1 pseudogene is annotated in these 949 nt (G+C 45.3%); it reads right to left on the reverse strand.

What is annotated here, in order from left to right:
* Window positions 1–878: pseudogene (locus ACK8OT_RS19215) on the reverse strand (IS3 family transposase); the annotation flags it as partial.
* Window positions 879–949: the final 71 nt, after the last annotated feature.

Genomic DNA, 949 nt, shown 5'->3' on the forward strand with positions numbered 1-949 from the left:
CCGTATAGCATGGCGTTTTGCCCATTTTATAAACTTGTGGCTTATGAATTCAGGGCCGTTATCACAACGAATTGCAACGGGTTTTGAGCGTTGCTCGATAAGTTGATCTAAAATACGTGTCACGCGCTCTGCTGGCATAGTGAAGTCTGGCTCAGCTGCTAAACCCTCTCGCTTATAATCATCAATGACATTGAATAAGCGGTATTTTCGACCATCAGAGAGTTGATCGTGCATGAAATCCACAGACCAAACTTGGTTTGGCTTGATAGGCTCTTTTAACGGCTCTGGTGTGTGTCGATTCAAACGTCGTCTCGGTTTAATGCGTAGATTCAACGCTAACTCACAATAGATACGATAAACACGTTTGTGGTTCCATTTGCGCCCCTCAAAATTGCGAAGGTGGTTAAAGCACATGCCAAAGCCCCAATCCGCAGTGTCTTCGTTGGCCGAGAGTTGCATGAGCAGCTCACCAATGAGCTCGTTTTCAGGCTTAAGCTTTGATTTATAGCGATAGCAAGTTTCGCTGATGTGAAACCAGCGACAGGCGCTTCTGATACTAATGTGGTGATTCGCCACCGAATACTGAGCCATCATTCGACGCTCACAGGGCTTCACCACTTTTTTTCCAGTGCCTCAGAAATCACTTCTGCTTTGAGACGCTCTTCAGCATACATTTTTTTCAGTCGTCGGTTTTCTTCTTCCAACTCTTTCATGCGGCTTAAGAGTGAAGCATCCATCCCGCCATATTTAGCGCGCCATTTGTAGAACGTAGCACTACTCATGCCGTGCTCGCGGCAAAGCTCAGGAATAGGGGCCCCAGCTTCTGCTTGTTTTAAGATCGCTAAGATCTGACTGTCCGTGTAACGTGATTTTTTCATGTTGAATCTCCTGTAGTAACTATACGAGAAAATTCTACTTTTTCATGCAGTTATTTTTTGGGGGGATTACC

Origin of the sequence: Motilimonas thetidivivens, assembly GCF_046452435.1 — a bacterium.
Lineage (GTDB): Bacteria > Pseudomonadota > Gammaproteobacteria > Enterobacterales > CBDFNC01 > Motilimonas.